Origin of the sequence: Micromonospora sp. NPDC005205, assembly GCF_040608275.1 — a bacterium.
Lineage (GTDB): Bacteria > Actinomycetota > Actinomycetes > Mycobacteriales > Micromonosporaceae > Micromonospora.
Genome location: NZ_JBEXHV010000004.1, coordinates 129664 through 153637, shown reverse-complemented (window position 1 = coordinate 153637; position 23974 = coordinate 129664). Strand labels below are relative to the sequence as shown.

At 69.9% G+C, this 23974-nt stretch carries 21 protein-coding genes and 1 riboswitch; of the genes, 11 read left to right on the top strand and 10 right to left on the bottom strand.

Translation table 11 applies throughout. The features are described from left to right. Window positions 1–93 precede the first annotated feature (93 nt). The 3 genes from ABZU43_RS10455 to ABZU43_RS10445 all read left to right on the top strand — a co-directional run bounded on the left by ABZU43_RS10455 (window position 94) and on the right by ABZU43_RS10445 (window position 3129). Window positions 94–1284 (top strand): MFS transporter, encoded by a 1191-nt coding sequence (locus ABZU43_RS10455; protein WP_355006227.1) that lies wholly within the window; start codon window positions 94–96, stop codon window positions 1282–1284. 65 nt (window positions 1285–1349) lie between these two features. Continuing rightward, on the top strand, window positions 1350–1979 hold the full coding sequence (locus ABZU43_RS10450; protein WP_355006226.1) for a VOC family protein: 630 nt from the start codon (window positions 1350–1352) through the stop codon (window positions 1977–1979). Window positions 1980–2289: 310 nt separating this feature from the next. Further along, window positions 2290–3129, top strand: a complete 840-nt coding sequence (locus ABZU43_RS10445) for an AfsR/SARP family transcriptional regulator (protein WP_355006225.1) — start codon at window positions 2290–2292, stop codon at window positions 3127–3129. A 58-nt stretch (window positions 3130–3187) separates the two neighbouring features. Here ABZU43_RS10445 and ABZU43_RS10440 read toward each other — a convergent pair whose 3' ends face one another. Both ABZU43_RS10440 and ABZU43_RS10435 read right to left on the bottom strand, forming a co-directional pair. Beyond that, window positions 3188–6025 (bottom strand): BTAD domain-containing putative transcriptional regulator, encoded by a 2838-nt coding sequence (locus ABZU43_RS10440; protein WP_355006224.1) that lies wholly within the window; start codon window positions 6023–6025, stop codon window positions 3188–3190. Window positions 6026–6184: 159 nt separating this feature from the next. Continuing rightward, a complete protein-coding gene (locus tag ABZU43_RS10435) occupies window positions 6185–6793 on the bottom strand; it encodes a TetR/AcrR family transcriptional regulator (protein WP_355006223.1) in 609 nt (202 codons plus the stop codon). Window positions 6794–6907: 114 nt separating this feature from the next. Between ABZU43_RS10435 and ABZU43_RS10430 the strand changes: the two genes are divergently transcribed. Then, window positions 6908–7918 (top strand): aldo/keto reductase, encoded by a 1011-nt coding sequence (locus tag ABZU43_RS10430; RefSeq protein ID WP_355006222.1) that lies wholly within the window; start codon window positions 6908–6910, stop codon window positions 7916–7918. 87 nt (window positions 7919–8005) lie between these two features. Here the strand turns inward: ABZU43_RS10430 and ABZU43_RS10425 are convergent, their stop codons facing one another. After that, window positions 8006–9586 (bottom strand): helix-turn-helix transcriptional regulator, encoded by a 1581-nt coding sequence (locus tag ABZU43_RS10425; protein ID WP_355006221.1) that lies wholly within the window; start codon window positions 9584–9586, stop codon window positions 8006–8008. A gap of 198 nt (window positions 9587–9784) precedes the next feature. Between ABZU43_RS10425 and ABZU43_RS10420 the strand changes: the two genes are divergently transcribed. Further along, window positions 9785–10045 carry a hypothetical protein gene (locus ABZU43_RS10420; RefSeq protein ID WP_355006220.1) on the top strand — a complete coding sequence of 87 codons (261 nt, stop codon included), beginning with the start codon at window positions 9785–9787 and terminating at the stop codon, window positions 10043–10045. Window positions 10046–10058: 13 nt separating this feature from the next. Next, window positions 10059–11192 carry a cupin domain-containing protein gene (locus ABZU43_RS10415; protein ID WP_355006219.1) on the top strand — a complete coding sequence of 378 codons (1134 nt, stop codon included), beginning with the start codon at window positions 10059–10061 and terminating at the stop codon, window positions 11190–11192. Window positions 11193–11244: 52 nt separating this feature from the next. Here the strand turns inward: ABZU43_RS10415 and ABZU43_RS10410 are convergent, their stop codons facing one another. From ABZU43_RS10410 to ABZU43_RS10385, 6 genes are all read right to left on the bottom strand, one after another. Next, window positions 11245–12720: a PepSY domain-containing protein gene (locus ABZU43_RS10410; protein WP_355006218.1), complete on the bottom strand. Its 1476-nt coding sequence runs from the start codon at window positions 12718–12720 to the stop codon at window positions 11245–11247. 136 nt (window positions 12721–12856) lie between these two features. Continuing rightward, window positions 12857–13177, bottom strand: coding sequence for a cytochrome c oxidase assembly protein (locus ABZU43_RS10405; protein WP_355006217.1), 321 nt, complete (start codon window positions 13175–13177; stop codon window positions 12857–12859). A 40-nt stretch (window positions 13178–13217) separates the two neighbouring features. Beyond that, complete coding sequence (locus ABZU43_RS10400) at window positions 13218–13778, bottom strand: copper resistance CopC family protein (RefSeq protein ID WP_355006216.1); 561 nt, start codon at window positions 13776–13778, stop codon at window positions 13218–13220. Further along, window positions 13775–14983: a Dyp-type peroxidase gene (locus ABZU43_RS10395; RefSeq protein WP_355006215.1), complete on the bottom strand. Its 1209-nt coding sequence runs from the start codon at window positions 14981–14983 to the stop codon at window positions 13775–13777. The genes ABZU43_RS10400 and ABZU43_RS10395 overlap by 4 nt, the downstream gene beginning before the upstream one ends. A 23-nt stretch (window positions 14984–15006) precedes the next feature. Then, complete coding sequence (locus tag ABZU43_RS10390) at window positions 15007–15609, bottom strand: copper chaperone PCu(A)C (protein ID WP_355006214.1); 603 nt, start codon at window positions 15607–15609, stop codon at window positions 15007–15009. A 65-nt stretch (window positions 15610–15674) separates the two neighbouring features. Further along, window positions 15675–17789 carry a copper resistance protein CopC gene (locus tag ABZU43_RS10385; RefSeq protein WP_355006213.1) on the bottom strand — a complete coding sequence of 705 codons (2115 nt, stop codon included), beginning with the start codon at window positions 17787–17789 and terminating at the stop codon, window positions 15675–15677. Between the two features lie 121 nt (window positions 17790–17910). Next, window positions 17911–18127: riboswitch (cobalamin riboswitch) on the top strand. Window positions 18128–18255: 128 nt separating this feature from the next. Between ABZU43_RS10385 and ABZU43_RS10380 the strand changes: the two genes are divergently transcribed. From ABZU43_RS10380 to ABZU43_RS10360, 5 genes are all read left to right on the top strand, one after another. Beyond that, entirely contained in the window at window positions 18256–18768 is a 513-nt protein-coding gene (locus ABZU43_RS10380) for an acyl-CoA thioesterase (protein ID WP_112588799.1), read from the top strand. Window positions 18769–19225: 457 nt separating this feature from the next. Continuing rightward, window positions 19226–20206 (top strand): helix-turn-helix domain-containing protein, encoded by a 981-nt coding sequence (locus tag ABZU43_RS10375; RefSeq protein ID WP_355006212.1) that lies wholly within the window; start codon window positions 19226–19228, stop codon window positions 20204–20206. 270 nt (window positions 20207–20476) lie between these two features. Next, window positions 20477–20803 carry a DUF6355 family natural product biosynthesis protein gene (locus ABZU43_RS10370; RefSeq protein WP_355006211.1) on the top strand — a complete coding sequence of 109 codons (327 nt, stop codon included), beginning with the start codon at window positions 20477–20479 and terminating at the stop codon, window positions 20801–20803. A gap of 1175 nt (window positions 20804–21978) precedes the next feature. Next, window positions 21979–23055, top strand: a complete 1077-nt coding sequence (locus ABZU43_RS10365) for a cellulose binding domain-containing protein (protein ID WP_355006210.1) — start codon at window positions 21979–21981, stop codon at window positions 23053–23055. Window positions 23056–23069: 14 nt separating this feature from the next. Next, window positions 23070–23318 (top strand): DNA cytosine methyltransferase, encoded by a 249-nt coding sequence (locus ABZU43_RS10360; RefSeq protein WP_355006209.1) that lies wholly within the window; start codon window positions 23070–23072, stop codon window positions 23316–23318. On the opposite strand, the gene ABZU43_RS10355 is transcribed toward ABZU43_RS10360, so the two are convergent. After that, the gene (locus ABZU43_RS10355; protein ID WP_355006208.1) at window positions 23267–23818 is read right to left on the bottom strand and encodes a GNAT family N-acetyltransferase; all 552 of its coding nucleotides are present in this window, start codon (window positions 23816–23818) and stop codon (window positions 23267–23269) included. The genes ABZU43_RS10360 and ABZU43_RS10355 overlap by 52 nt on opposite strands. Between the last annotated feature and the right edge of the window lie 156 nt (window positions 23819–23974).

The window sequence follows — 23974 nt, the reverse complement described above, 5'->3', positions numbered from 1 at the left end:
ATGTGTCGGCGCCGAACGGGTACGCCGTCGTGGCCCCGGGGGCCGGCGGAACGCCCAGGCTGACCGCTCTCCACGCAGCCGAGGAGCACCGACATGCCAATCGCGGGGCGGGCCCGACTCACGCCGACGGTCTCCCTGGTGCTGTTGGCGTCCATCCTCGTGTCGTTCCTGGCCGCGTCGGCGGCTCCGACCCCGCTCTACGGTACGTACCAGGAGCGCTGGCACTTCTCGCCTGTCACCACGACGATTGTGTTCGCCGTCTACGCCCTCGCGGTGCTCGCTTCGCTGCTCACCTTCGGCAAGTTGTCCGACCACGTCGGTCGGCGGCCGGTGCTGGGCGTCGCGATCGCGGTGCAGATGCTCGCGCTTGTCGTCTTCATCTTCGCCAACGGCGTTGCGTCACTGCTGGTCGCCCGACTCGTGCAGGGGCTGGCAGCCGGGGCCGCCACCGGCGCCGTGGGCGCCGCCATGCTCGACATCGACCGTGCCCGTGGCACGCTGGCGAACTCTCTCGCCCCCGGTATCGGCACCGGAAGCGGCGCCCTGCTGTCGGCGTTGCTCCTCCAGTTCCTGCCCGCGCCGACGCGACTGGTGTACGTCGTGCTGCTCGTCATCCTGCTGATCCAGGCCGTCGGAGTCGTGCTGATGCCGGAGACGGTGAGCCCGATGGGCGGCGCGCGCCGCAGCCTCCGGCCGGACATCGCTCTGCCCCGTCCGGTGCGCAAGCCGGTCCTGGTCGTGGTGCCGGTGCTCTTCGCGGTCTGGGCGCTGGCCGGGTTCTTCGGCGCGCTCGGCCCAGCGCTCGTCCGCAGTCTCATGAGCACGTCCATCGTGATCGGCGGTCTCGTCCTCTTCGTCTTCGCCGTCTTCGGGTCGGCAGCCGTTCTGATACAGCGCAACACCGCCGCGCGGACCGTGATCCTGACCGGGATCACCGCGCTCATCCTGGGCATGGTGGTCACGTTGGTGTCGGTCATGGCGAAGTCCGTCCCGGGCTTCTTCGTCGGCCTCGCGCTCGGGGGCGTCGGCTTCGGCAGCGGCTTCCAGGGCAGTCTCAAGACGGTCATGCCGCTGGTCGAGGCTCACCAACGTGCCAGCGTGCTGTCGGTGCTCTACGTCGTCTGCTACGTCGGCTTCGGTCTCCCCACGGTGATCGCCGGCTTCCTCGTGGTCTACGCCGGCGGCCTGCCGAGGACCGCCGACGAGTACTCGGTCGCCGTCATCCTTCTCGCCGTGGTCGCCCTGTTGGGGGTGCGCAGGGCCACCAGGACAACGCCGGGGTGATGCCGGAGAGCCGGGGTCGAGCAGTAACGCGGACAGTAGCGTGATGATCAGGAAGGGAGCGGGGGATGAGCCCGAAGGTTGACCAGGGAGACGCGGGCGCGACATCGCGCATCGAGAGCCTCGACGTCAAGCTCGAGGTGATCGTCATCCCGGTGTCGGATGTCGACCGGGCGAAGGCGTTCTACGAACGGCTCGGATGGCGACTCGACCAGACGCCGCCCGGCATCGTCCAGCTGACTCCGCATGGCTCCGCGTGCTCCGTGCAGTTCGGCCCCGGGCTCACGCCAGCGGCACCCGGCTCGGCCATGGCGTATCTGATCGTGTCCGACATCGAGGCGGCCCACGACACCCTCGTCGCCGCCGGTGTCGAGGTCGGTGACGTCTTCCACATCAGCCCGGACGGCCCGGTCGACGGGCCGGACCCGCAGCGGCGCAGCTACTTCTCGCGTGCCACGCTGCGCGACCCGGACGGGAACACCTGGCTGATGCAGGAGATCACGAGCAGGCTTCCCGGGCGCATCGAGGGCGGCCTCACGTCGTTCGGCTCTACGAGCGACCTGGCGAGCGCGCTTCGGCGCGCGGCCGCTGCGCACGGTGAACACGAGAAGCGTACGGGCGAGCATGACGACAACTGGCCCGACTGGTACGCGGCGTACATGGTCAGCGAGCAGTCCGGGGCCAAGCCGCCCGAGTGAGCTACGCCCATGCGTGGGACCTACTGATCGACGTGCTGCCGGTGAGTCACCTGATGACTCACCGGCAGCACCATCTCCGCTTCGGAGTGCGCGCCGCCACCTGCTGCGCGCTGTTCGTACGGGCGATATACGCGAGTTGTACGCCGAGCGCCCTACCATTCCCCCGGACGCGATGATCTTCGATCCAAGCGGCACCGCCGGGTTCAGAGCTGAATCGGGCGTGCCGTGCCTCGTCGCCGGGGCGCGGTTCCCCGGCCGCCGGTAGGGAGGAGACCTCGATGACGAGTCCTGGTGCGGGCGGTGCGGTGCCGTGACGCGGGTACGGTTTCACGCCCTCGGCCCGCTTCACGCCGAGGTCGGCAGAGAGTGGCTCGACCTCGGGCCCGTCCGGCAACAGGCGGTCTTCGCGATCCTGCTGTTCAACGCGGACCGTGTGGTCACACCGGCGTCGATCCTGCAGGGCGTCTGGGGCGGCCAGATCCCGGCGACCGGCGCCAAGCTGATCCCGCCGTACATCTATCGCCTGCGACGCACGCTTCAGGCGGCGTGCGGAGGCCCCGACGACCCCTCGATCGACAGTTCCCGGATCGGCTACCGGCTGCGTCTCGGTTCGGCCCGCACCGACGTCGCGGACTTCGACGAGGCGATGGAACGGGCCGCCGTGGCCGAGGCGGCCGGCGACCTCGCCGGGGCGGCGGCGCTACTGGCCGAGGCCGAGCAGAGTTGGGCGGGCGAACCATTGGCGGGCCTGACCGGCCCGTACGTGGAGAGCCGTCGACAGCACCTGCTCGAACGCCGCATCGTCTGCCTGGAACACCGGCTGGAACTGCACCTGCGGCTGGGCGACTGCCGCCGGGCGATCCCCGCGCTCACCGCGTTGCAGACGGAGTATCCGCTGCGGGAACGGCTGGCGATCATGCTGATGACCGCCCTGTACCAGACCGGCAGGCAGGGCGAGGCGATGGATGTGTTCGCGGCCTTCCGTACCCGCCTGGCCACCGAGTTGGGCGTCGAGCCGACCCCGGCGTTGTTCGCCGCGTACACCTCGATGTTGCGGGGCGACCTGGGCCCGACCGTCGGGGCCGGGCCGTTTTCCCGAAGGACCCGCCCGGGGTCCACGGCCACCCGCACCTGTCGGCCGAGGCGCTGACCACGCGCTGGGGCGTGGGGCCGGTCGACACCGTCTCCGGCCGCTGTAGCCGGTGGTCTCACTCGGGCGGGGTCACCGGGCGGGAGTGGCCGGGCGCGACGCGTACCAGCAGTTGCCGCACCACGTCCGCGGCGGGGTCGCCCAGGTCGTCGTAGATCCGGATGGCCCGCAGCCATGCCTCGGCAGCGGCCGGAGGGTCCGCCATCGCCTCGCGCGCCTCGCCGAGCCGGACGAGGGTCAGCCCCTCGTGATACCGGTTGGCCGATTCCTGGAAGCGTTGGACGGACTGCTCGTAACAGACCGCAGCCCTGGCCGGGTCACCGAGCCGGTGGTACGCGAAGCCCAGACTGTCCAACGTCGCGGCCTGCCCGACGCGATCGTCGATCGCCTCCTGTTGGGCCAGCGCCTCGGCGCAGTCGACGACGGCCTGCTGGTAGTCACCGATCAGGGCGTGCAGGTAACCCTTGACGTTGAGCGCGCGCGCCTCGGCGTACCGGTTGCCGATGAGCTGCGAGACCCGCAGCGCCTCGGCGCTGTGCTTGAGCGCCTCGTCCAACCGGCCGTACTGGGTGCAGTGCTCGGTGTACTGGCGCAGGATCAGCGCCAGGCTGTCCAGGTCCTCAAGCTGTTCGTACAGTTCCAGTGCCCGCTGAACGTGGTGCTCGGCCGCGTGCTGATCGCCGAGCCGCATGAGCGCGCGGGCGAGCATCCGGCTGGCCTGCGCCTGCGCCCGGACGTCGCCGATCCGCTGCGCCGCCGCGAGCGCCGCCTGCTGGGCCGCGAGCTGCTCCTGGAACATGCCTCTGGGCGCGAGGTACGCGGCCAGAGCCCAGGCGAGCTGGCAGGCGTACCGCTCGAAGCCGGTCTCCGCGGCCTGACGCAGCACCCGCAGCAGGACGGGATGCTCGGCGTGGAACCAGGCCGCCGCGACGACCCGATCGGGCATCGGCACGTGCACGTTCGCCGGCATCGGTGGTTCCAGCTCGATGGGTGTCCAGGTCGGCTGGAGCAGCACCGCGCCGGGGTGCGCGCTGTGCAGGTAGTGGTCGTGCATCCGGCGCGCGGCGACCTGTCGCTCCTCGGCCAGGTCGGATGCCTGGGCCAGTTCGGCGGCGTACGACCGGAGCAGGTCGTGCAGGGCGTACCGCTCGGGTAGGTGCTCGGTCAGCAGGTGCAGCCGGGTCAGCTCCTTCAGCAGCGGGGTGACCGCCGCCCGGGGGCGGCCGAGCAGCGCGGCGGCGGCGTCTCCGGTCAGGTCGGGGCCCGGGTGCAGGCCCAGCAGGCGCAGAAGGCGGGCCGCCTCGGCGCTCAGCGCCCGGTACGACCAGGAGAAGATCCGGCGGACGTCCCCGTCGGCCAGCTGCTCGAGGCGGGACTCGGACTGGCGGAGTTGGGCCGCGACGGCGTCGATCGGGAAGGTGGACCGGGCGGTCAGCCGGGCCGCCACGATGGACAGGGCGAGCGGGAGGCGTCCCGTCGATTCGATCACCTCGCTGGTCGCTGCCGGTTCCGCCGCCACCCGGACGTCACCGAGTCGGCTGCGGAGCAGCCGCGTCGACTCAGCGGTGGTCAGCACCTCCAGCGTCAACGGTCGGGCGCCCTCGGCCACGGCGAGGCTGCTGAGCTGGTCCCGGCTGGTCACCAGGACCGCACACCGACCCACGCCGGGCAGCAGCGGGCGCACCTGGTCGGCGTCGCGCGAGTTGTCGAGGACGACGAGCATCCGACGCGAGGCGAGCAGGCTGCGGTACAGCCCGGCCCGAGCGTCGACGCTGCTGGGGATACGGCCGACAGGTACGCCGAGCGCCTCGAGGAAGTTGACCAGGGCATCGGCGGGGGATACCGCGTCCGCGTCGTCGTAGCCTCGGAGGTTGACGTACAACTGGCCGTCAGGAAAGTGGTCGGCGGCCCGGTGGGCCCAGTGCAGCGCGAGCGTCGTCTTGCCCACGCCGGCCATGCCGCTGATGGTGACGACGTCCACAGTGGCGTGTCGTGCGGATCGGACGCCGAGGGTCGCGTCGAGGAAATCGAGTTCGGCGCAGCGCCCGACGAAGCCGGGCAGGGCGAGTGGCAGTTGCCGAGGGCGGCCCGGTGCCGCGCCAGCCGACGTGTCGTCGACCGGCCCCGTCGTCGCGGCCTGCTGGCTGAGGCGGTGGTGCAGGATGTCGTCGTGCAACCGGGTCAGCTCGGGGCCGGGGTCCATCCCGGTCTCCTCGGCCAGCGTGCGCCTGGCCTGCTGGAAGGCTGCCAGTGCCCCGGCGATGTCACCGATCTGGTAGAGGCCGGTCATGAGTTGGGACCAGGCCCGTTGCCGCAGCGGGTGACGGTCGAGCAGTGCCCGCAGTCGGGGGATCACCTGGGCGGCCTCGCCGAGCGCGAGCCGCGCTGCGGCGTGGTCCTCCTCGGTCAGCAGACGCCGCTCGGTGATCCGCGCGACCCGGCCGGTGAGGAGCCGGGGCAGCGGCAGCCCGGCGAAGGCCGACCCCCGCCACATGCCGAGCGCGCGGGCCAGCTCCGGCTGCGCCGCCGCCGGGTCGCCGGCGGCCAGTGCTGCCCGTCCGCGCGCCGCCGCCGCGTCGAACCGGTCCACGTCCCGCTCGTCCGGCTCGACGCGAAGCAGGTAGCCGCCCGGTGTGGTGAGGATCCGGCGGTGCTCGTCCGCTGCGCAGTCGAGCGCCTGGCGCAGCCCGCGCAGGTAGGTGCGCAGGTTCGCGGCGGCCGAGGCGGGGGGCTGGTCGCCCCACACCATCGCCATCAGCTGGTTGGCGGAGATCGCCTCACCCGGGCGTAGCAGCAGAGCGGCCAGCACCAGCTGCTGTTTCGTCGACCCGAGCGGGACCGGCCGGCCGTCCCGCGACGCTGTCAGCGGCCCGAGCAGGTCGAAGTGGAGGGGCATCCTCACCTCAGGTTGCGGTGCCGGCCGGGCGAGACTGACGATCGCTTGAGCATCGATCGATGACGTTAGCACCGATTGAACATGATCTTCATGTTTGGTCGGGTGGTCGCCTGTGCGCCCGGTCGGTCAGTGGCCTGTGGTGGCCGGACCGGTTGTCGGTCAGCGCAGTCCGCGGATGAGGTTGTCGATCAGGGTGCGGGCGAAGTCCTCGGTGAGCGGCAGGTCGGCGATGAGAAGCCGGTGGTAGCAGGCGCCCCAGAGCTGGTCGACGACGGATTCGGGGTCGATGTCGGCGCGTAGCTGCCCCCGGGTCATGGCCCGGGTAAGGGTTTCGACGGCGAGGGCCCGGCGGGGGGCGGAGTAGCGCTCGCGGTAGGCGGCGGCCAGTTCCGGGTCGGTCTGCGCCTGCCCGATGAGTTGGCTGATGACCCGTCCGGCGGTGGTGTCCCGCACCAGGTGGACGAAGGCGACCAGTTGGTCGGTCAGGTCGGCCACGATGTCGCCGGTGTCCGGGAACGCCAGCGTGGGCGCGACGACAGTGAAGTAGCCGTCCAGGGCGAGCGCGCCCTTGGAGGGCCACCACTTGTAGATCGTCATCCGGCTGGCCCCGGCGAGGGCGGCGACCTTCTCGATGGTGAAGCCGGCCATGCCCTCGGCCAGCAGGAGTTCACCAGCGGCCGTGAGGATCTCCGTTCGTACCTGATCGGTGGGCCGGCGGCCACGACCACGGCGTGCTGGCGGCTGGGCATCCGTCGTGAGCTCGGCCACTGGTCCTCCCGGTTATATGGACACGCTGTCTACTTGCTGGTTATATGGACACAGCGTACACAGCGGTGCCTGGTCGCCACCACGCACCGACGACGACCGAAGGAGACGAGGGACATGACGGGTCTACGACGGCGACGGCTGGGTGCCTCCGGGCCGGAGGTTTCGATCATCGGGCTCGGCGCGATGGGCATGTCCGACCTGTACGGGCCGGCCGACGAGGCGGAGAGCGTCGCGACGCTGCACGCCGCGATCGATGCCGGCGTGAACCTGATCGACACCGGCGACTTCTACGGTTCGGGTCACAACGAGATGCTGATCGGCCGGGTGCTGCGGGAGCGTCGCCGGGACGAGGTGGTGCTCAGCGTGAAGTTCGGCGCACGCCGTACACCCGACGGCGGCTTCCAGGCGGCACCGTACGACGTGTCGGCGGCGGCGGTGAAGGACCGGCTGGCGTACTCGCTGCGACGGTTGGGCACCGATCACATCGACATCTACCGGCCGTCGCGGCTGAACCCGCAGGTACCGGTCGAGGAGACCGTCGGTGCGCTGTTGGAGATGCAGCAGGCCGGCTACATCCGGCACATCGGGCTCTCCGAGGTGGGTGCCGACAGCATCCGTCGGGCCGCAGCGGTCGCACCGATCAGCGACGTCCAGATCGAGTATTCGCTGCTCTCCCGAGGCCCGGAGGCCACCATCCTGCCGGCGCTGCGCGAGCTGGGCATCGGGCTGACCGCCTACGGGGTGCTGTCCCGAGGTCTGCTCAGCGGCCACTGGTCGGCGGAGCGTGAGCTGACCGGCACGGACTTCCGGGCGAACAGCCCACGGTTCCAGGGCGAGAACCTGGCCGCCAACCTCCGCCTGGTGGACGCGCTCGGCCGGGTTGCACAGCGGCTCGGGGTGACCACCAGTCAGGTGGCGATCGCCTGGGTCGCGGCACAGGGCGAAGACATCGTGCCGTTGGTCGGGGCGCGGCGGCGGGACCGGCTGACCGAGTCGCTGGCCGCTGTCGACGTGGTGCTCGACCAGGACGCGGTGGACGAGATCGAGCGTGCCGTCCCGGCCGGAGCAGCCTCCGGCCAGCGGTACGCGACCGCCATGATGGGCCTGCTCGACAGCGAGAAGTGACGGCGGGAAAGCGGGCTCAGGAAGCTGCTCGCCAGACCCAGTTGCGGCGTTCGTAGAGCGGCACCAGCCCGGCCCGGCGCATGTTGTTCAGCGACGGGCGCGTTCCCAGGCCCGCGCCAACTGCATCCGATTGTGAATGCCCAGCTTGTGGTATATGGAGCGGAGTTGGGTGTCCACGGTGTGGAAGGAGACGAAGAGGCTCCTGGCCGCCTCCTTCTTCGTGGCACCGGTGGCGAGCATCTCGGCGACCCGCTCCTCCGCGGGGGTGAGCGCGTCGATGCCCCGGCTCGGCAGCTCGTCCATCGAGGACCGGTGGCGCGGGGTGGCGGCGAGGGCGGCGCAGCGCTGGTCCGCGATCGCCTGGTCGCCTGGGGCACCGATCCGGGCGTACAGGGCAGCCGCCTCGTGCGCGGCATCGCGCGCTTCTCCGGACCGCGCCCGAGGGCAGTTCGCGAGGTCCAGCAACGCGTCGGCCAGCGCCGGCCGGGCGGCGGTGGTGCGCAGTTGGTCGACCGCCGACCGGAGCGCGCCAGCGTCACCGTCGCGCAACCCTCGGCTCTGGTCGGCCAGTGCTCGCCACAGCGGCACCGGAGTACGGGTGGACACCAGCTCCACCAGTTCGGTGACCCGACCGGCAGCATGGGTGTCGCCGGCGGCCATCGCCGCGCGTACCAGTCGGGGGCCGAAGTGCGGCACGGGCAGGAGCGGCCGGACCGACCGGTGCAGGTCGGTGACGACCCTGGTGAGCAGGCCGGCCGGCGTGCTGAGGGCGGCGTCGCGCACCGCCACACAGAACGCGAACGTCCACATCGTACGGTCGGGCCACCGGTCCTCGGCCAGGCAGGCGCGGAGGATGGCGCGGGCGTCGTCGTGTTCGCCACGGCGGTAGCGGACCTCGCCGATCACCGCGACCAACAGGGCACGCACCTCCCTGCTGAGGTTCGCCGAACCGGAGCTGAGCGTCGTGACGGCCAGCGCGGCCGCCTCGGGTAGCTCTCCCACGGCCACCATGCGCAGGCAGTCCAGCGCGGTCAGCCCGGTGAGTGAGACGTCGGTCGCCTCGGGCGGCTGACAGGTCGCGGCCCGCGCGTCCTGGTGCCGGCCCAGACCGAGCTGCACGAGGATGCGTTCCGCCCGGATGGATGCGGCGTCGGCGCGTGCCGCCCAGGAGTCCGGGTCGAGGGCCGCCAGCACGGCCTGGGCGCCCGGCAGATCGCCGTGCGCGAGTGAGCGGGCGGCCCGGCCGAGGGCGAGATGGCGAGCGGACGCCTGATCACCCGACGCGGCGTGCGCGGTACCCGCGTCGCGCAGCAGGGCATCGGTGTCCGGATGTCCCGTGCGGGCCGCGATCGTGGCGACCAGGGCGAGCACAGTGCCGCGGCTGGGGGCGTCCAGTCGGAGGTGCAACGCCTCCCGCAGACCGGCGAGGGCGATGGCCGGCTGCTCCAGTGCCACGATCTGCGCCAGGCGCCCGAGCAGGAGGGTGCGGTGGCGCTCGCCGCTGCTACTCGTGGCGATATCCGTCGCCAGGACGTGCAGCGCCTCCACTCCGCGCCCGGCCAGCCGGAGCTGGTCCGCCGTGGCGAAGAGCCGGTGCCGTCGTTGTTCGGCGTCGGTGGCGATGTCGTCGGCCGGAAGCGTCCCGGCGTTGAAGGGTGATTCGGACAATGGCGTTCTCCCCGGTTGTTACCAGGCTCGTCGAAGGGCCGTCCTGCGACCGAGCCTATCCATGGCGTCAGGGAGGGGCGACCAGATCGACGAACCGGCTCGATTGGGCGGAATGGCCTGCGCCGTCCGGGATCTGACCGGCGGCAATGGCGCGATCACGTGATGCGTCGGACGGTGTTCGGCGCCAATCATCGAGTCATGGCCCAGCTCATCGAACTTCCCGGTCTGCATCGGCTCCGGGTCGTACTGCTGATGTTCGTCCTCTACGCCGGCACCGGGGTGGGTGGTCACGCTCCGGCGTGGACCCGTCTGGTGCTGACGGCGACCGCCGCGGCGATTCCGGTCGCGATCACGGTCCAGTACGGCTGGCCCGGACTTCGTGCCCTGCTGGGGGTCTCGTCCCGGCTACGGCTGCGGGGCGGATCCCTTCCCGCGCCCAATCCGATCCAACCCGACTGAGGAGGCAGCGATCATGGCGAACAGCGATCCCCAGCCGCGGCGCGGCGATCAGGGTGCCGCGCCACTTGCGGGCCGTAACGTCGAGCTTGAGCGGCAGAATCCTGATCTGGTGGTGCCGCCGACGACCGACAGCCGGTTGGTGCCCAACCTCAAGTTCTCCTTCTCGCAGGCGCACACCCGGGTGGAGAAGGGCGGCTGGACCCGGGAGGTCACCAGCCGCGACCTCCCGGTCGCCACGCAGTTGGCTGGTGTCCAGTTCGGCTTGGAGCCGGGCGGATACCGGGAGATCCACTGGCACCAGCAGTCGGAGTGGGCGTACATGCTCAGCGGCAGTTGCCGGATCAGCGCCGTCGACCACGAGGGACGCAACTTCATCGAGGACGTGAAGGCCGGCGATCTGTGGTTCTTTCCGCAGGGCGTGCCACACAACATCCAGGCCCTGGAGGACGGCGCACAGTTCCTGCTGGTCTTCAACGACGGGGCGTTCTCGGAGAACAACACGTTCCTGCTCAGCGACTTCTTCGCACACACCCCTCGGCACGTCCTGGCGAAGAACTTCGGCTGGACGCTGGAACAGATGGAGAATCTGCCCGAGCGGGAGAGGTACATCTTCCAGGGTGACGTTCCACCGCCCCTGCAACAGGACCGGGTGGTCAGCCCGACCGGTGACATCCCCCGGAGCTTCAAGCACCGGATGCTGGCGCAGACCCCGCAACGGTTCCGCGGGGGTACGGTCCGGATCACCGACTCGACGAACTTCGCCGCCTCCGTGACCACCGCCGCGGCCCTGGTGGAGGTCGAGCCGGGAGGGATGCGCGAGTTGCACTGGCATCCCACCACCGACGAGTGGCAGTACTACATCTCCGGCACCGGGCGGATGGGCGTCTTCGCCTCGCAGGCCGCCGCCCGGACGTTCGACTTCCAGGCCGGCGACGTGGGTTACGTCCCCTTCGCGTACGGCCACTACATCGAAAACACCGGCGACGAGCCACTGGTGTTCCTGGAGATGTTCCGCCATCCCCGATTCGAGGACATCTCGGTGATGCAGTGGATGGCGAACACGCCCCACGAGATCATCGCCGACACGATCAACGTGCAGAAGTCGATGGTCGACAGCCTGCCGACCACCAAACAGGTGGTGATCTGAGCGAAGTGTCCAGCCGGCCGTCCGTCCGACGACGGACGGCCGGTCCGGTGGATCAGCTCCCCGCGGGTGCCGGCGAGGTGGGAGCTGCCGCAGGTCGTCGGCGTCGGGACACCGCACCCACCACCACGTCGATGAGGAGGAAGGCGAGCAGGGTGAGCCCGAACAGGGGCAGCGTCCAGCCGATCGCCACCGTCACCGGTACGCCGATCAGCAGCGCCCAGAGCGGCAGGCCGCGTACGCCGCCGCGCGCCGGTGGGGTGCCGGCGATCGCACGGCGGTCGGCGCGGGTGGGCCGGCGTTGCCACCACATGCGGTAGCCCCAGAAAATGACGCAGAGCAGGCCGAGGGCGAGCGCGGCGAGCAGGATCTGGTTGACCAGGCCGAAGAGGATCCCCATGTGGGCCTGGATACCGAGGCCGCTCAGTTTGGCCAGCAGGGGCCAGTCGGCGAAGTCGCTGCGGGCGGTGACCGTGTCGGTGGCCGGGTCGACGGCGATCCGGTCCTTCTTGACCGGCCAGGTGTTGTCGACCTGCGTGACGGTCCAGGCGGAGCCCGGCTCCGGCGCGGGACTGATCTCAACCGGACCGGAGAGGCCCGCGCCGCGAGCGACAGCCAGGACCCTATCGAAGGCCGCCGACTCGACGACCCCGCCCGCCCCGGCGGCACCGTGCTCGTGACCGCCGCCGGTCTCGGCAGGGGCGGTGGGGCCGGCGGTGAGGCTGGTGGAGATCTCCGGAGTGCGGGCACTCAGCGCGTCCAAACCGGCGGCGAAGTTCGCGCCGGCGTATCGGGACCAGGTCAGGCCGGTGGCGGAGAGGAAGAGGAGACCGACCGTGAGCCAGATGCCCGTGGTGGCGTGCCACCCACGGGTACGGCGGACACCCTTACCCGTGGACAGGTCCGGCACCAACAGGTGCCGGGCGGCGGCCCTGGCGGCGTTACGTCGCCGCCACCAGAGGACGACCCCACCGAGCGCCATCACCCACAGCCAACTCGCGGCCAGCTCGGAGTAGTGCTCGCCCACCGTGCCCAGGTGCAGGTGGCGGTGCAGGTCGTCCAGCCAGGTGGTGATCGGCGTGGACCCGAACCAGGTGGTGAGCTGCCCCTGGGACTCGCCGGTGTACGGGTTGATGTAGACGGTGTGCTGGTTCTCGCCGAGCTCGGGCAGGGAGAACACCACAGTGGTGGTCTGGTCGCCGGCGCCGGGTTGCACTGTGGTGATGCTGCCGTCCGGGTGCGCGTTGCGCGCGGCCCCGATCTGCTCGGCCAGCGGCAGTTGCCGGTCACCCACCTGGGCGACCTTCAGCTGGTCGCCGTAGAGGATCGTGTCGAGTTGCGGGGTGACGGTGTAGGCAAGGCCGGTCAGTGCGGCGACCACCAGGAACGGGGCGACGAGGATCCCGGCGTAGAAGTGCAGCCGCAGCAGCAGCGCGCCGAACGGCGAGGTGCGCCGGGCGGCTCGGGCCGGTTTCTCGACGGTGGTGGCGGGCTCCGGCTGCGGGGTGCCGGACAATTCAGTCAGAGACATGGTGATCCGATCGGAAGAGTCGGGAAGCACGAAGGTGTTTCCCGTACTGGTCTGGTCGCCCGGTGAGGTGTCGCATCGGCCCTGACTGGTAGTCGGGGGGAAGACGCCGGCGGTTCCCGAAGATCGGTCATCGATGTCAGGGCTGGTCCGGCCGGGCCGTGCGGCGCGGATCGATGTCGGGACGTCGGGCCGCGGCGAGAAACGCGTTGTAGCGGGCGAGGTCGTCCTCCGCGCCGGTGGCGTCGGCCCGATCGGCGGCCCGGTCGAGGCGGTCCTGTTCACGCTTGTCGGCGCGAATCCACTGGCGAATCAGGACGATCATGACGACGACGGCGGGCAGCTCGCCGAACGCCCAGGCGATGCCGGCGCCGAGCTGCTGATCGGCGAGCAGCGACGATGCCCAGGCGGGGTGCACAGCGAGGTACCAGTCGGGGGCGATGACGGTGGTCGTCTGCATGAGGTGATGAGGCGAGCCGACCGCACGGGGGCGGGTCGGATCAGCGTCGGGCCGCCCGTCGCCACAGCAGCCCAGCCGCCACCAGGACGAGAAGGGCCAGCGCGGCAGCCGCAGTGAGGACACCGGCACTCGGACCGTCGCTGGACGCAGCCCCGGCGGCGGGCGGGGCGGGCGCTGACGCGCTGACGGCGACAACTGGCGCGGCGCTCGACGAGGGATCGGCCACCGTGAACGGGTACGAACCCTGAACCGGGTGCCCGTCGACGGAGACGACCCGGTAGGCGACCGTGTATGTCCCGTTCGGCAGGGGGTCGGTCACCTGGATCGTGCTCTTCGCTCCGGTGACCACCGGTTCGCCGGTGGGAAGCTTCCGCTTGGCGGCGTCGGTGAGCACGATGGTGGTGAACGCGGGGTCGAGTCGCTGCATGAATTCGAGCGTGACCTCGGTCGGTGCGCTCGGCAGTGTCGCGTCCCGAGCGGGCGTGGCCGTTCGGAGCGAGTTGTGCGCCCAGGCCGGGCTGGCCGGGATGAGCACCGCAACGAGGACGGCGAGCACCGCCGCGCCGAGTCGGACGGCCGCGGGACAGGAGGGGACGCTCATCCGAGCACCTGCTCGCCGATCCAACCGCCGGGACGACATCCGGGCGGGATGGCGAAGACAGCGGAGCCGATCGGAGTGGTCCACTCGTTGAGCAGGTCCCGGTCGGCCAGCCGGCGCTGGATGGGCAGGAACTGCTGTGCGATGTCGGTCTGGTACGAGGCGAAGATCAAGCCGCTGTCCGCGTGGCCCTCGGCCGTCGGCACCCCGTCGTAGTTGTAGGGCCGGCGCAGAATCCTCAACCGGTCGTCGGTGACGTGGGCGCGGGTCATGTGCGAGAAGTCGGGGATGACCGTGAGGCCGTTGGCGTCGGTGGCGGCGAAGTCGGGTTCGTCGTGTTCGGCGGTCCCGGTGAGCGGGGCGCCGGTGTCGAGCCGTCGCCCGACGGCGAGTTCGCGGTCGGTCCGGCCGAGCAGGTCCCAGGTCTCCATGTTCATGCTGATCCGCCGGAGCACCAGTGTGGTGCTGTCGCGCAGCCACGCCGGGCCCTCCGGGACCCAGAGCGCGGTGTCCATGGGCGCGCCGGGTCTGGGGTTGGCGGTGCCATCGAGCTGACCGAACAGGTTGCGTTGGGTGTGGCCGCCCGGCTCGACACCAGGGCTGCGTCGGAAGCCCTGCTGGACCCACCGCACTGTCGCGAACGGGCGGCTGTCCTTGATCAGGACCCGCTGGGCGTGGGCGACGGAGATCGCGTCGTCCGCGCAGATCTGCAGCAGCAGATCACCGCCGGACCAGGCCGGCTGAAGTCGGTCGATGCGGAACGACGGCAGTTCGGTGACTGATGCCGGCCGGCGGTCGGCGACGCCGGCCGCCCGGTAGAGGCCCGGCCCGAAGCCGAAGGTCACTGTCAGCCGTGCCGGCAGCAGCCCGAGTTCGGCCTCGGTGTCGGCCAACGCGGGTCGGCCCTGGGTGAGCCGGGCGGCGTCGTCGGTGAGCAGCCGCAACATCCGGCCCAGCGCGGCCCGGTCGGTGCCGGCCCGCACTGTGAGCGCCACGAACGACGCGTGCGCCTGCGGTTCGGTGGACACCCCTGCCTGCCGGGCGCCATGGAACGGCTCGACCAGGCCGCCGACGCTCGCCACCGGCGTGGTGTCGGCGGCGGCCGGTGGTTGCCCGCTGCCGGTTCGGGTCGTGGCGATGGCGGCGCCGCCGGCCAGGGCCCCTCCGGCAGCCAGGGCACCGCCGGTGAGCAGGCCGCGCCTGCTCATCGGCCGGACGGGTGGCGTCTGCGTCACGATGACGGGCTCATGCTCATCTCCGGCGTGGCGCTCACGCCGGGCATGGGCTGACCGTGCCCGGGGGCGTAGCTCTCCTGCGCCCCGGTGAACGGCTTGGCCACGGCGCTGAACTGCTGGGTCCTGCCGTCGGCGAAGGTCAGCGTGAAGGTCAACTCGTCGCCGGCCTGAACGGGCTTGGTGAGGTTCATCAGCATGAGGTGGTCGCCGCCAGGCTCCAGCGCATGCGTGCTCTTGGCCTTGATCACGACGCCACCCTGCTTGGCCTGCATGACCATCTTGCCGTCCTTCATGGTCATCTCGTGCAGCTCCATCGGTGACAGGGGGTTCGTGGCGCCCGTCACCGTGACATCGCTGTCGCCGTCGTTGACCAGGGTCCCGAAGGCCGCCGTCATGCCCTTGTCGGCCGCCTTCACCCACGGGTCACGAATGCCGAGCACACCAGCGTCCGGGTTGGCCGGGGCCGACGCGGACGGGCTCGTCTGCGCGGTCGACGGAGAGTCGGACGATCCGCACCCGGCGGCGCCCACCGTCAGGATCGCGGCGGCGAGGATCGCGGCCGAGCGGCGGCGTGAAACGTTCGGGCTGGTGGCGCGCATGTGTTCTTCCTCCGATGGTTGCTGCTGGGAGGTTGGTCGGCCGCAGCAGGGAGAAAGTTCCGGGCTCAGGGAACGTTGATCGTGAACTCCCCGGCGTGCACCTTGCCGGCGACCTGGAAGTCGAAGAAGGCCCGGTACCGGCCTGAACTCGGCGCGGTCAGCCAGAACTTGACAGTCCCGTCGACCAGCTCCGGCTCGGGGTGCACGTGCACGTAGCCGAGGTCACCCTCACGAACCACCACCAGGTGCCCGTACGCGGCAAGGTATCGCTCCAGCTGCGCGGGCGTTGCCGTGTCGGCGCTGGCGACCTGGAAGTGGATCGGCGCCGTCACCCCCACCGTCGGGGTGCCGGTCATCGACACCGTGTACGGACCAGCCGTCGCCTGCGCCTGTGCCGGCGGCAGCGCGGTCGGGGTGTGCGCACCGGGCACTGTGTGGTCGACGCCCAGCACGAGCGGCAGCGGCGTGCCGTTGGCAGCGGTGACGGAGAAGTCGGCGTAGACGCGGTAGCCGCCGGGTCGGGCCAGCGTCATGGGGACGCTCCAGGTGCCGTCGGGTGCCATCGTCGGGTGCAGGTGCTGGTAGCCGCTCAGGTCACGGCCCACGACGATCATGTGCAACGGCTTGTCGTGGACGACCGCGAAGCGAGTCGCCGGCTGCCGGTCGGTGCCGACGATGCGGAAGCGGTAGTCGGCGCGTACCCCGGCGGGTTGGGTTCGTTCCAGCGGTTGCAGCGTGTACCCGCCGGCGCTGACGGTCGTCCCGGTGGCCAGCGTCTCGCCCGTGACGCCGTCGCCCCGGTGCGTGTGCGGCCCGGTGCCCGCCGGGTGTTGGTGTCCGTCGGCCGCGGACCCTTCCGGGCCGGAGGCGGGCGGACCGCCCGCCGGCTGCCGGGCGTTGTTGGCGGCCGGGCCCTCGTTGCCGCTGATGCGCGCCAACCCGAACCCGCCGAGCAGGGCCAGCACCAGGGTACCGACGAACAGTGCCAGGCTGGTGTTGCTCAGCCGGGACCCGGGCGTCGCCGTGGCGAAATCCGGGTCGGGCGATGCCCCGGAGTCGACGGGCAGTCGACTGTCCGTCGTGGCGGGGGCTTTCGCGTCCTCAGCGGTCGGAGTTGGATCGACAGCGACGCCGGTCCGAGCCACGACGACGGCGGTGTCCTTACGCGCGGCCGGCACGGCGCTGGGTCGCCGCTTACCGTCCGAGGTCTGCGTACCGCTGCCGGTCGCCGCGAGGCTCCTGTCTGCGTCGGTCCTGCCACCGACCGCTCTGCCGCCGCCGGTTCTGGCAGCGGCGGGCTTGCTACCGGCGCCCTTGGCGCCGGTGGCCTTGGCGCTGGCGATCCTGGTGCCGGCGGTCCTGGTCCCGGGACGGGTGCCGGCGCCGCGTCGAGCGGATGTCGCCGACGCGGTACGGCCCCGGCCGGCGGGTCTGCCGGTGGGGGTCGTCCGCCGACGCCAGACGACGAATCCGGCCGCCGCCGCCGCCACCGCGACCACCGCCAGGCCGACCCACGCGACCGCTCCGGGGCCGCTTTCGTCAGTCGATCCGGTCGGCGCAGCCGCTGCCGCGGACGGCGGAACCGCCGTCTCGGCCGCGACTGTCGGCACCGCCGACGCCTGCCCGGACGACCCGTGTTGCTCGGCGGTGGCCAACAGCGCCGGATCTGGCTGGGTCGACGGCGGGCTCCACCCCTTGGGCGCCGCCGTCACCGGCCCGTCGTAGCGGAAGGTCAAGGTGCCGCGTACGGGGTCCCCGTCCGAGGCGACCGACAGGTAGCTCACCGAGTACTGGCCCTTGGCTGGCAGGTGCGCGACCGCCACCGTCGCGGGGAACCCGGTTGTGTACTCGCGTGGCTCGAACTGGCCGTTGACCAGGAAGTACTCGCGCACCGGCTTGTCCAGCGGCTTCGGCTCCCCGTACGACCAGCCATTGTCGACCCGGATGCCACCCGGCGCGGTGATCGTGAAGAACGCGTTGGCAGCGGCCTTCTCGGTGAAGAACAGCTGCACCGACGTCAACGGCTCGCGCACGGTTGCGCCGCTCGCCGGTGTGGACATGGCGAGGGTCCCGTGAGCTGCGGCGGGCTGGGCGGACGCGAGGAGAGCGACCGCCGAGGCGAGGAGGAGCGCGAGGAGGCCCGAGACCACCCGCCCAGGAATCTGAGGGTGACGACGCATCTGAATATCCTCACTGGGCTGAGACTTTTTACAAGAGGTGACGAACTTTTTCCTCACATGGCTAAAGCCGAACACCTCCCGGGTGGTCGGCCGGGCTGAGGGGCCGTCGCCCCTGGCCAGCTATGCTCCCGGTGGCGCTGGTTCGCCCCGTCGTGACCGGCTGGGCGTCGTAAGAGGGAACCCGGTGGGAATCCGGGGCTGCCCCGCAGCGGTGAGTGGGAACGACCGCCGTCATCAGCACTGGGCCAGTGGCCTGGGAAGCGACGGCCAGTAGGGGACCGGCGTGGAGCCGGTCGGGCCCGCGAGTCCGAAGACCTGCCCGCGCCGCGTACACAACCGTGTGCGCTGCCGTCGGCCTCGCGGGTGGGCTGAGCGGGTGACGTGCCGGGCGGTGTGCGCCGGTGTGTCCTCGTCAGCGTGTGCCCGTGTTCCGGCGGTGTGGTTTCCCGAGGGACGGACTACCGCTGTGCACGACACCACCACGATCGCCGGCCGAGCGCCGTCGGCGTCGCACCTGACCCTGTCGCAGATCATGGACCAGCATCACACCAACCTGATGGGTACGGTCCACGGCGGCCGGATCCTCAATCTCATCGACTCGGTGGCCGGGGTGGTCGCCGCCCGCCACTCCGACGGGCCGGCGGTCACCGCCGCGATCGACGAGACCGCGTTCCTGCGCGCGGTGCGGGTCGGCGACGTCGTGCACGTCGACGCCCGGATCACCTGGGCCGGTCGCAGCTCGATGGAGGTGGCGGTCAAGGTGACCGCCGACCGGTGGGACCGGGCGGTGCCGCCCACCGACGTGGCCACCGCTCACCTGGTCATGGTCGCGATCGACGACGACGGCCAGCCTCGTACGGTGCCGCCGCTGCTACCGGAGACCGACGGTGACCGGCGGCGGTACCGCGAGGCGGAGATCCGCCGCAAGCACCGGCTGGCGCTGCGGCGCGCGCTGCTCGACGGTGCCGAAGACGACTGACCCGTGCGCGGTGCGCCCGTCGCGGCGCCGGCGCGGTCTGAGGAACGCCCCGCCGTCGATCTGGTCGGATGGGATGGCGTCCACGTCAAGTCCCGATCACGCAGAGTGTGGATGCTTATGTGCGCCGCGTTGTTGCGGGAGCTCGATGCCGCGGCGGCGGGTGCGTTCGGCGCGGATGAGGTCGGCCAGGTGGTTCAGAGTGCGGCCGGACAGCGCGACCCGTAGACGGGTGAGACAGCACAGTGAGGCTCCCGGTTGGGGCATCGGATCTTGGTCGCCTGCTGTCTTACCGGGAGCCGCGTCCTATCTCGACATACGCTGCCCGCCACCCATCGCGACCAGGCCCATCACGATGAAAAGCCCTCAATGCCTGACCCGCGCCATAACTCGCAACGCCGGTATATCGACGCCAGGCTATCGTGATCTGACCCCTGCAGCGACAGTGCGAAGGTGAGTCATGGACGTAGTCAGCACCACCGAGGTCCCGGTTGAAGACGGGTTCGCCTTCTGGCGCGAGGTGAACTCGAAGCTCTGGGTGCCCTACGATTTACGGTGTGAATCGCAGTGGGAGCCCGGATTTCGAGCTCAGGTCGGAATCAGCGAGTTCGGTCCCGTGCAGGCGACATTAATGACCACGATGCCGCACTCGGTCCACCGCACTCCCAAGCTCATTCGGCAGGCCGATCCCGAGGTGTTCAAGCTGGGCTGCCTTGTGCGCGGTGGCGGCATGATCACGCAAGACGGCCAGCGCACAGATTTCGGCGTGGGGGATCTGATTCTGTATGACACCTCCCGGCCCTACCTGGCCGAATTCAGCCCGGATGTGCCAGTTAGTCAGCTGCTGCTTCTGCGCTTCCCGCGTTTGTTACTGCCGTTGCCCCCTTGGGAGTTGCGGCGCCTGAGCGCAGTTCGCATCCCCGGCGCCCAAGGTATCGGCGCGTTATCTTCACAATTCCTGCTGCACCTTGCCCGGCACATGGACGAACTCAGTCCGTTGGACGCCGCCCAGCTGTCCACCCTCACCATTGACGTGTTGACAGCGGCACTGGCAAACGCGCTGGACGTCCAAAGTGCGGTGCCCTCCCACACCCGACGTCGAGCGTTGATGGCTCAGATCCACGCCTTCGTCCGAGAGAATCTCGGCGATCCGCGCCTGACACCGGACGCGATTGCCGCAGTGCATCACATCTCGTTGCGATACCTGCACAAGCTGTTCCACGAGGAAGGGCGCACGGTTGCCGGCTGGGTCCGCGAGCGTCGCCTGGAGCAGTGCCGACGCGACCTCGCCAACCCCCAACTAGGCGCGCGCCCGATCCACGCGATCGCCGCCCAGTGGGGGTTCACCAGCCCGGCGCACTTCAGCCAGGCGTTCCGCAACGCCTACGGTCTTTCGCCACGCCAGTTCCGCGAGCAGTACGCGAGAGTACGCGCAGACTAAAGACTTGTGCGCTCACCAGTAACGACAGACCCGGCTGTGTCCTGCACTCTTATCTTAGGAAGTCCGCTCAGTCAGGGTTGAATCTGATTCCGGCTTACAGAAGAAGATTCACTTGAGCGTGTTACATCGATCCGTGTTTTCGCGATGGAAGGAGCGCGAGGAAGTGCATCGATCACTTCATGCAGCCAGCAGCATCATCGAGGCCGCAGCGGCGGCTGACAGGAGACCATTGTGAAAATGGGGTACAGAACGGCGTTTCGGATCTCGGCAGTGACCGCGATCCTCGGCGCACTCACCCTGTCCGGGACCGTGGCACAGGCAAGTCCGGGCGCCAGCTCCCGCCTGTCCCAACCCGAAACCACCGCGGTTTCGGAGCAGGCCAAGCCCGGCAGCGAGGACGTCGCCGCGCAGGTTTGCGGCTACTACGAAGACGCGGTGACGGCCTGGTACAACCACTGCGGGAACACCCATGTGCTCATCTACGTCGACGCGACGTGGCCCCGCGACGACTGGACATGGTGCATCGGTCCGGGAACGTGGGACATCGGCGGCGCCAACGCCGTATCCAACGCGTGGTACTCGGGTCAAACTTGTTGAACGGCCGGCCAGGCGCTACCTGCGTTCGGTGTTCGCGGATCAGGCCAGCGAGGCAATTGAGGGCGCGGTCGGACAGGGGAATCGCGGCAGGGTAGACAACGGCGAGGCTTCCGGTTGGAGCATCGGATCCTGGGTGTCTTGCCGGGAGCCTCGCCCTACGTCGATCCCTGCCCCCACCCCACCGCCGTGACCAGCCCCGTCACGATGAAATGGGCTTATTCGACATCGCGCTCGCCCTCAGCAACATCGGCGCTGTCAGGTCGCCTCGGCCCACAGCATCGCGGCGCGCTACCTGAGAGTTTCACTGGGACTCATGGGCCGGCTGGGCATGAGATTCGGAACAGCCTCCTCGTTCGATGAACTGGGAGGGGTGCTTCGGAGGCTGCAGCAACTGAGCGAAGCACAGAAACAGCATGAATTTGCAATGACCGCCGGGCCGATGAGCACCACCCGAAGTGACAGAAAGTCAACGGATCAGTGCCCGCGATCGTGGTCGCCTACGCCACTGGCTACCGCGAGCCCGGTCCGGGGGAGCAGGTTGGGAGCAACAGGGTGCTCTGAACGGTCTTGAACTGCGTCCAACGGCATCGAAGGTCACTCAACTGTGCCCACCCTTTTCTGTGGCTCCACGTTTGCGCAGGTCAAAGAGGGTGTGGCGTCCTGTTTCACCCCGAAGAGGTCGCTGGTTCGACACCAGCATCGCCCACTCTCAGTTCGTGCAGGTCAGTAGCCCCTTGCCGGAGTAGCCGGTAACGGGCTTCGCCGTATGTGCGGCTTACGTGGGGAGCAGGCTGGGAGCAGCGTGGCTGGCTCTGGGTTCGGACCTGCATGGACCCGCCTGGCTGCGTGACCGGATTTGCAGCCCCGAGTGGGGACTGCTGCTAGTTGAGAAGCTGGTACTACCGCTACCGGCGTCCACATCACGAGAGGGTGCCCCCGCGCTGTGTCTCGCAGGCTGACTGATGGCCGTCGGTCTGGTGATCTGCCCACTCGCCGGGTCCACATTGTGGGGTCGCGTACCCGGCGCTCGGGTTTCTGCCGGGACGATCAGCCATGGGCGGGCTGTCCGTTGTCCTGCCGGCGGCAGGACTGCCGTTCGTGCCTTGACAGGAAGGCGGAGCAGCAGGACAGTCGACATATTCATAGACGTTCAACTATCTACGGCGAGGTGTGCAATGCGGAAGTCGCTGACTGCTGTGGCCGCCATCGCTGTTGCCATGGTCGCGATGATGGCCGCGATCTCACACGCCAGTGCGGCGAACGCGGCGTCCGGGTGTCGGGTGAACTACGTCGTCACCAGCCAGTGGACCGGTGGCTTCCACGCCGACATCGCGGTCACCAACTTGGGTGACCTAGTCAACGGGTGGACGCTGCGGTTCGCGTTCCCCGCAGTCGACCAGCGGCTCACGCAAACCTGGAGCGCCACCTGGGCCCAGGCGGGCCAGCAGGTCAGCGCGACCAATCTGGGCTGGAACGCGACCCTGGGCACCAATGGCTCCGCGAACATCGGTTTCGTTGGCGCCTGGTCGGGCAGCAACCCCATACCGGCGTCGTTCACGCTCAACGGTGTCACGTGCACCGGCGGCGTCCTGCCCAGCGTGACGCCGACCCGGACGACCACACCGCCGGTCGCTGACTGGCCGGCGATCGTCACCTGGCTCAGCCCGACCGCCGGCGCGGTGTACACCACGTCGGGAACCGTCCCGCTGGCGGCGACCGCGACCGTGGGAGGCGGACACAGCATCACCTCGGTGTCGTTCCGGGTGGACGGCGTCACGGCGGCCCGGGGGGTGAGGACGACCGGTGACCGGTTCGAGGCGCTGTGGACACCACCGATCGGGGAGCCCGGCACCAGCACCACCTTCGTGCTGTACGTCTCGGCCGGCACCGACCAGTCGCTGTCTGGCGCTGCGCCGCCGTTGCTGGTCACGGTGGTGACGCCGGCGTCCACCGGCACCAACCAGCCGCCGGCGGTGGCGTTGAGCACCCCCGGCGGGCAGACCTACTTCCTCGAGCCGACGACCGTCACGTTGGTCGCCGACGTCGCCGACACCGATCCCGGGGATCTCGTCAGCCGGGTGGAGTTGTACCTCGGCGCAACCCGGCTGGCCGTGACGCCGACCAACAGCGGACAGCGCTACCAGTTCCAGACGGCCCTGTCGGCCGGCACGTCGTCCACCTTCACCGTGCGGGTCCATGATTCCCACGGTGGCATCGGCATCTCGAACCCGCTGACCTTCACCATCCGTTAGCGCCTCGGCCCTCCGTGGAGAACGTCGCCGCCCTCTTGCGGCGAGGATTCGACGTCGTCGAAGCCAACCTGGCCACGATCGGGTACAACACGCGCTGGCTATGCCTACGCGCGCCCGACATGGGCGCCGCCCACCGCCGCGACCGGCTGTTCCTGCTTTATCTGGACACTTGGAGCACCCTGGGGGCACCTCACAACTGTCGAGTGCCCTGTCAGGCCGTTATGGCGAGAGTGCGGTTGTACTCATCGCGGGTGATCGCATAAACGCGGGTCGGGCGGTTGCAGGAGGGGTCGATCGTTTCGCGGTCCAGCCGCATTCCGAGTTTCCGCATGACACGTTCAGATGCGTCGTTGCCGATCTGGTGGATGCTGAGGATCCGATCGAGTTCTCGATCGACGAACGCGAAGTGCAGCGCTGCGTGGGCGGCCTCGGTGGCGAAGCCTTGGCCCCAGTACGGTCTACCCAGCCGCCAACCGATCTCGACCGCGGGCATAACCTCGGGCAGGAAGGTGGGAATCGCCAAGCCGGCAAAACCCGCCAGTTCGCTGGTCTGGCGGACCTCGACCGCGAACAGCCCGAACCCGTGTTCGTCCCAGGCGCGTTCGCAGCCGGTGATTCCCGCCGCTGTGCGTTCTGGATCGGCAGGCGTCCCGTTGCCGATCCAGCGCATGACGTCCGGATCCGCGTTGATCGCCGTCATGGGCATGATGTCGTCATCGCGCCAACGGCGCAGCACGAGTCGTGGAGTTTCGAGTCTCGCCATCGTCCTATCTTTCATGATCCGCACTATCGCCGTCCGCTGCGGGGCGGATCGCATGAAACCAGTCGAGGCGTGCTGAGCCGAGGCGGTCGTTGACCATGCTGATGGCCGCCGCGGTCTCGCCGTACGGAAGTGGACGTGGCTCGGTCGCGCCTGGTA

Bases quoted from the DNA above. Each gene is read 5' to 3' on its own strand.
- ABZU43_RS10455 (WP_355006227.1), top strand. From the start codon at position 94: ATGCCAATCGCGGGGCGGGCCCGACTCACGCCGACGGTCTCCCTGGTG.
- ABZU43_RS10450 (WP_355006226.1), top strand. From the start codon at position 1,350: ATGAGCCCGAAGGTTGACCAGGGAGACGCGGGCGCGACATCGCGCATC.
- ABZU43_RS10440 (WP_355006224.1), bottom strand. From the start codon at position 6,025: ATGCCCCTCCACTTCGACCTGCTCGGGCCGCTGACAGCGTCGCGGGAC.
- ABZU43_RS10430 (WP_355006222.1), top strand. From the start codon at position 6,908: ATGACGGGTCTACGACGGCGACGGCTGGGTGCCTCCGGGCCGGAGGTT.
- ABZU43_RS10420 (WP_355006220.1), top strand. From the start codon at position 9,785: ATGGCCCAGCTCATCGAACTTCCCGGTCTGCATCGGCTCCGGGTCGTA.
- ABZU43_RS10415 (WP_355006219.1), top strand. From the start codon at position 10,059: ATGGCGAACAGCGATCCCCAGCCGCGGCGCGGCGATCAGGGTGCCGCG.
- ABZU43_RS10410 (WP_355006218.1), bottom strand. From the start codon at position 12,720: ATGTCTCTGACTGAATTGTCCGGCACCCCGCAGCCGGAGCCCGCCACC.
- ABZU43_RS10405 (WP_355006217.1), bottom strand. From the start codon at position 13,177: ATGCAGACGACCACCGTCATCGCCCCCGACTGGTACCTCGCTGTGCAC.
- ABZU43_RS10400 (WP_355006216.1), bottom strand. From the start codon at position 13,778: ATGAGCGTCCCCTCCTGTCCCGCGGCCGTCCGACTCGGCGCGGCGGTG.
- ABZU43_RS10395 (WP_355006215.1), bottom strand. From the start codon at position 14,983: ATGAGCAGGCGCGGCCTGCTCACCGGCGGTGCCCTGGCTGCCGGAGGG.
- ABZU43_RS10390 (WP_355006214.1), bottom strand. From the start codon at position 15,609: ATGCGCGCCACCAGCCCGAACGTTTCACGCCGCCGCTCGGCCGCGATC.
- ABZU43_RS10385 (WP_355006213.1), bottom strand. From the start codon at position 17,789: ATGCGTCGTCACCCTCAGATTCCTGGGCGGGTGGTCTCGGGCCTCCTC.
- ABZU43_RS10375 (WP_355006212.1), top strand. From the start codon at position 19,226: ATGGACGTAGTCAGCACCACCGAGGTCCCGGTTGAAGACGGGTTCGCC.
- ABZU43_RS10365 (WP_355006210.1), top strand. From the start codon at position 21,979: ATGCGGAAGTCGCTGACTGCTGTGGCCGCCATCGCTGTTGCCATGGTC.
- ABZU43_RS10355 (WP_355006208.1), bottom strand. From the start codon at position 23,818: ATGGCGAGACTCGAAACTCCACGACTCGTGCTGCGCCGTTGGCGCGAT.